Annotated in this window: 6 protein-coding genes; 4 read left to right on the top strand and 2 right to left on the bottom strand. The window is 62.9% G+C overall.

Annotated features, from left to right (window positions below):
* Window positions 1-64: 64 nt before the first annotated feature.
* Window positions 65-1600, bottom strand: coding sequence for a 2,3-bisphosphoglycerate-independent phosphoglycerate mutase (gpmI, locus tag ACO6VM_RS21505; protein WP_422403796.1), 1536 nt, complete (start codon window positions 1598-1600; stop codon window positions 65-67).
* A gap of 206 nt (window positions 1601-1806) precedes the next feature.
* On the opposite strand from gpmI, the gene ACO6VM_RS21510 reads away from it, so the two are divergent.
* The 3 genes from ACO6VM_RS21510 to secB are packed head-to-tail and all read left to right on the top strand — an operon-like array spanning window position 1807 to window position 2999.
* On the top strand, window positions 1807-2220 hold the full coding sequence (locus ACO6VM_RS21510; protein WP_401055584.1) for a rhodanese-like domain-containing protein: 414 nt from the start codon (window positions 1807-1809) through the stop codon (window positions 2218-2220).
* Between the two features lies 1 nt (window position 2221).
* Window positions 2222-2476, top strand: a complete 255-nt coding sequence (grxC, locus tag ACO6VM_RS21515) for a glutaredoxin 3 (protein WP_051099547.1) — start codon at window positions 2222-2224, stop codon at window positions 2474-2476.
* A gap of 40 nt (window positions 2477-2516) precedes the next feature.
* Entirely contained in the window at window positions 2517-2999 is a 483-nt protein-coding gene (secB, locus tag ACO6VM_RS21520) for a protein-export chaperone SecB (RefSeq protein ID WP_125465874.1), read from the top strand.
* A gap of 164 nt (window positions 3000-3163) precedes the next feature.
* Here the strand turns inward: secB and trmL are convergent, their stop codons facing one another.
* On the bottom strand, window positions 3164-3625 hold the full coding sequence (gene trmL, locus ACO6VM_RS21525) for a tRNA (uridine(34)/cytosine(34)/5-carboxymethylaminomethyluridine(34)-2'-O)-methyltransferase TrmL (protein ID WP_054884254.1): 462 nt from the start codon (window positions 3623-3625) through the stop codon (window positions 3164-3166).
* On the opposite strand from trmL, the gene ACO6VM_RS21530 reads away from it, so the two are divergent.
* On the top strand, window positions 3624-4061 hold the full coding sequence (locus ACO6VM_RS21530; RefSeq protein ID WP_422403797.1) for a hypothetical protein: 438 nt from the start codon (window positions 3624-3626) through the stop codon (window positions 4059-4061). The two genes, trmL and ACO6VM_RS21530, sit on opposite strands and share 2 nt — an antisense overlap.
* Window positions 4062-4393: the final 332 nt, after the last annotated feature.

Here is a 4393-nt window from a genome sequence, read left to right on the forward strand (position 1 = left end):
AGATGGGCTCTACCTCCCTCCCCCCCCCCCCCCCCCCCGCCCCTTCCCCCCCTCCCACGCTCTGTTACAGGTCGACCAGAATTGAGGTACCGGTCATCTCTGCGGGCTTTTCCAATCCCAGCAGCTTGAGCATGGTCGGCGCCACGTCGGCCAGCACGCCGCCGTCACGCACCTTGACCTTGCGTTTGCCGACATAGATGAACGGCACTGGCTCGCTGGTATGGGCGGTGTGCGCCTGGCCAGTGCAGGCGTCTTCCATCTGCTCGACGTTGCCGTGGTCGGCGGTGATCAGCGCTTCGCCGTCGACCTTTGCCAGTGCCTCGACGATGCGGCCGACGCAGGTGTCGAGGGCCTCGACCGCCTTGACCGCTGCCTCGAACACGCCGGTGTGGCCGACCATGTCGCCGTTGGCATAGTTGACCACGATCACGTCAAAACGCTGCTGCTCGATGGCCTCGACGATGCGGTCGGTCACCTCGGGGGCGTTCATTTCCGGCTGCAGGTCGTAGGTGGCGACCTTCGGCGACGGGATCAGGATGCGCTCTTCGCCTTCGAACGGCTCTTCACGGCCGCCGGAGAAGAAGAAGGTGACGTGGGCGTATTTCTCGGTTTCGGCGATGCGCAGCTGGGTCTTGCCGTTCTTCGCCAGGTACTCGCCGAGCACATTGTTCAGGCTGGACGGAGCAAAGGCCGCTGGCGCCGGGATTTTCGCCGAGTACTGGGTCAGGCCGATGAAGGCGGCCAGTTTTGCCTGGCGGTTGCGTGGGAATTCGTTGAAGTCAGGCTCGACGAACACCCGCGACAGCTCGCGGGCACGGTCGGCGCGGAAGTTCATGAAGATGACTGCGTCGCCATCCTCGACCGTGACCGCTTCGCCGATGCGCGTGGCCTTGACGAACTCGTCGCTCTCGTCACGGGCGTAGGCTGCCTCGAGGCCGGCCACGGCGCTGTCGGCGGTGTATTGGGCGGCGCTATCGACGATCAGGTTGTAGGCGGCGCTTACACGGTCCCAGCGGTTATCGCGGTCCATCGCGTAGTAGCGGCCGATCAGACTGGCGATACGGCCCTTGCCCAGCTTGGCAAAGGTGGCGTCGAGCAGTTCGATGGACGACTGGGCGCTGCGCGGCGGGGTGTCGCGGCCGTCGAGGAAGGCGTGCAGGTAGATCTTCTCGGCGCCACGCTGGGCCGCCAGTTCGGCCATGGCCACCAGGTGGTCCTGGTGGCTGTGCACGCCACCGTCGGAGAGCAGGCCGAGGATATGCACGGCCTTGCCGGCACTGACGGCCTTGTCCACCGCGCCGGTGAGCACCGGGTTTGCGAAGAACTCGCCGTCGCGGATGGCTTTGGTGACCCGGGTGAAGTCCTGGTACACCACGCGGCCGGCGCCGAGGTTCATGTGACCGACTTCAGAGTTGCCCATCTGCCCGTCGGGCAGGCCCACGTCCATGCCGGACCCCGAGATCAGACCGTGCGGCTGGGTGGCGCGCAGGCGGTCGTAGACCGGTGTGTTGGCGGCGAAGATGGCGTTGTATTCGGGGCTTTCGCTGTGTCCGAAGCCATCCAGGATAATCAGGACCAGGGGTTTAGGCGTACTCGTCATCAATCAAACTCACGGTTGTTCAAAGATGATAAAGACACGCATTTTAGGGCAAATCCGCCACCGACGGCGAATATTCCTCCCCTTGTCCGACCAGCGCTGTCGGATATGCAACATGAAGCCGGTTTTGCCGGTGGCCCACCGGGCTTTGGTGGTCATGGGGGGCTGTGTATACTGGCCGCCATTTTCAATCGCCTGGAACACCCCCGATGGTTGCTCACCTGATTCAATTCGCGACAGATCACTTCATCCTGGTGGCGATCTTCGTCGTTCTGCTGGTCCTGCTGCTGATCAACGAAGTGCGTCGTGGTGGCCAGAGCCTGAGCAACGGCCAGCTGACCGCGCTGGTCAACGCCGACAAGGCGCTGGTCATCGATATTCGCCCTGCCAAGGAGTATTCCGCCGGGCACATCGTCGGTGCGGTGAACATCCCGCAGGACAAGCTGGTCAGCCGTATGACCGAGCTGGAAAAACATAAAGAGAAGACCCTGATCGTCGTCGACGCGATGGGCCAGCAGTCCGGCACCATCTGCCGCGAGCTGCTCAAGGCTGGTTACACCGCGGCCAAGCTGAGCGGTGGCGTATCCAGCTGGAAAGCCGATAACCTGCCCCTGGTGAAGTGATATGAAGCCCGTCATCGTCTACTCCAGCGACTACTGCCCCTACTGCATGCGCGCCAAGTACCTGCTCGAGAGCAAGGGCGTGGCGTTCGACGAGATCAAGGTCGACGGCAAGCCGCAGCTGCGCGCCGAAATGAGCCAGAAGGCCGGCCGTACTTCGGTACCGCAGATCTGGATCGGCAGTACGCACGTCGGTGGATGCGATGACCTTTATGCCCTGGAGCGCGCGGGCAAGCTCGACGCGCTGCTGGCGGCCTGACTTTGCACTGCATTCGAAAACATTAGGATAAGGATCTGCCATGACTGACCAACAGACCAACGGCGCGGCTGCAGACAACAGCCCACAGTTCTCCCTGCAGCGCATCTACGTGCGCGATCTGTCGTTCGAGGCTCCGAAGAGCCCGCAGATCTTCCGCCAGCAGTGGGAGCCGAATGTCTCGCTGGACCTGAACACCCGCCAGAAAGCCCTGGAAGGCGACTTCCATGAAGTGGTGCTGACCCTGTCGGTGACCGTGAAGAACGGTGAAGAAGTGGCGTTCATCGCCGAAGTGCAGCAGGCCGGCATCTTCCTGATCGCAGGCCTCGACGCGGCCTCGATGAGCCACACCCTCGGCGCGTTCTGCCCGAACATCCTGTTCCCGTACGCCCGTGAGGCGCTGGACAGCCTGGTGACCCGTGGCTCGTTCCCGGCGCTGATGCTGTCGCCGGTCAACTTCGACGCCCTGTACGCGCAAGAAATGCAGCGCATGCAGGAAGCCGGTGAAGTGCCGACCGTGCAGTAATTGCACCGGTCATGAAAAAAGCGCCTTTCGGGGCGCTTTTTTTGTGTTGGCAGTACCGGCCCTATCGCGGGGCAAGTCGCAGCGGCGCACCGCCGCTCCCACGCCGATCGAGATTCTAGCGTGGGAGCGGGCTTGCCCCGCGATAGGCCAGAACAGGCAATGCATCAGCTCCCGGCAAAGCCGTTCTGCCGCCACGCCTCATACACCGTCACCGCCACGGTATTGGACAGGTTCAAGCTGCGGCACCCTGGGCGCATGGGCAAACGCAGACGCTGCTCGGCCGGCAGGCTGTCCAGTACCTCGGCCGGCAGGCCGCGGCTCTCGGGGCCGAACAGGAAGGCATCGCCCGGTTGGTAGGCGACTTCGTGGAAGGGGTGCGAGCCTTTGGTCGTGAAGGCGAACAGCCGCGGGTTGCCCAGGCTTTCCAGGCATCCGGCCAGGCTTTCATGGCGCTTGAGCGTGGCATACTCGTGGTAATCCAGCCCGGCGCGGCGCAGGCGCTTGTCATCCAGTTCGAAGCTGATGGGTTCGATCAGGTGCAGGGCGCAGCCGCTGTTGGCGCACAGGCGGATGATATTGCCGGTGTTCGGCGGAATTTCAGGTTGAAAAAGGATGACGTGAAACATGCACGGCTCCAAGCATGAAGATGACGGGCATTCTACCCCCGAACCCGATGTGCGTTCGAAGGCGTTCCCGAAGATGATCCTGTCGTTGGCCATCGTCGGGTTGATGGTGGGCCTGATGATCGGCCGCCTGACCACTCCGGACGAGCGGGTGCTGCAGCAGGTCGAGGTGGTGCAGGATGGCCTGGACCTGTGGTTCAACGAAGAACCCCAGCTGCATGGTGAGAACGTCGATGGCACCGTGGCGCTGGCGTTCCAGGCCGAGGGCAAGGCCCAGCGCGGCCAGTTGTTCTTGCAGGACAAACCGGTGGCCTGGCGGGTGCAGAAGGGCAAGGAAGGCTTGCTGCTGACGCTGATTGCCGCGCGCCCCCTGCGAGGGGAATGGTCAGGTGCAGAGGACGACGGGCGCTGGAAGGTGCAGGTGAGGCTGCACGAATAAAAGAGGGGATGTCCCGGCCTGCCTGTACCGAGGTCCCCAAAGCGGGTTGCTGTGGTGAATAAAAGGGGGATTTCCCGGCCTGCCTGTACCAGGGTCCCCGAAACGGTGTTGCTGCTGCGAATAAAAGAGGGGCTATCCCGGCCTGCCTGTACCGAGGCCCCCGAAACTGGAGTTGCAGTAGTTATTGCAGGGGGCGTGCCAGTTTTGAAATACCCGGAAATACTGGCTTTCAGGGCTAATTGGCCGGTTTTTGAGGGGGTTTGTGCCTTCGCAAGGTGCAGCAGGCACAGGATCGGTGCATATCGCGGGGCAAGCCCGCTTCCCAGTTTCAA

The sequence above is a fragment of the Pseudomonas sp. GZD-209 genome (assembly GCF_049310485.1).
GTDB classification, from domain to species: domain Bacteria; phylum Pseudomonadota; class Gammaproteobacteria; order Pseudomonadales; family Pseudomonadaceae; genus Aquipseudomonas; species Aquipseudomonas sichuanensis.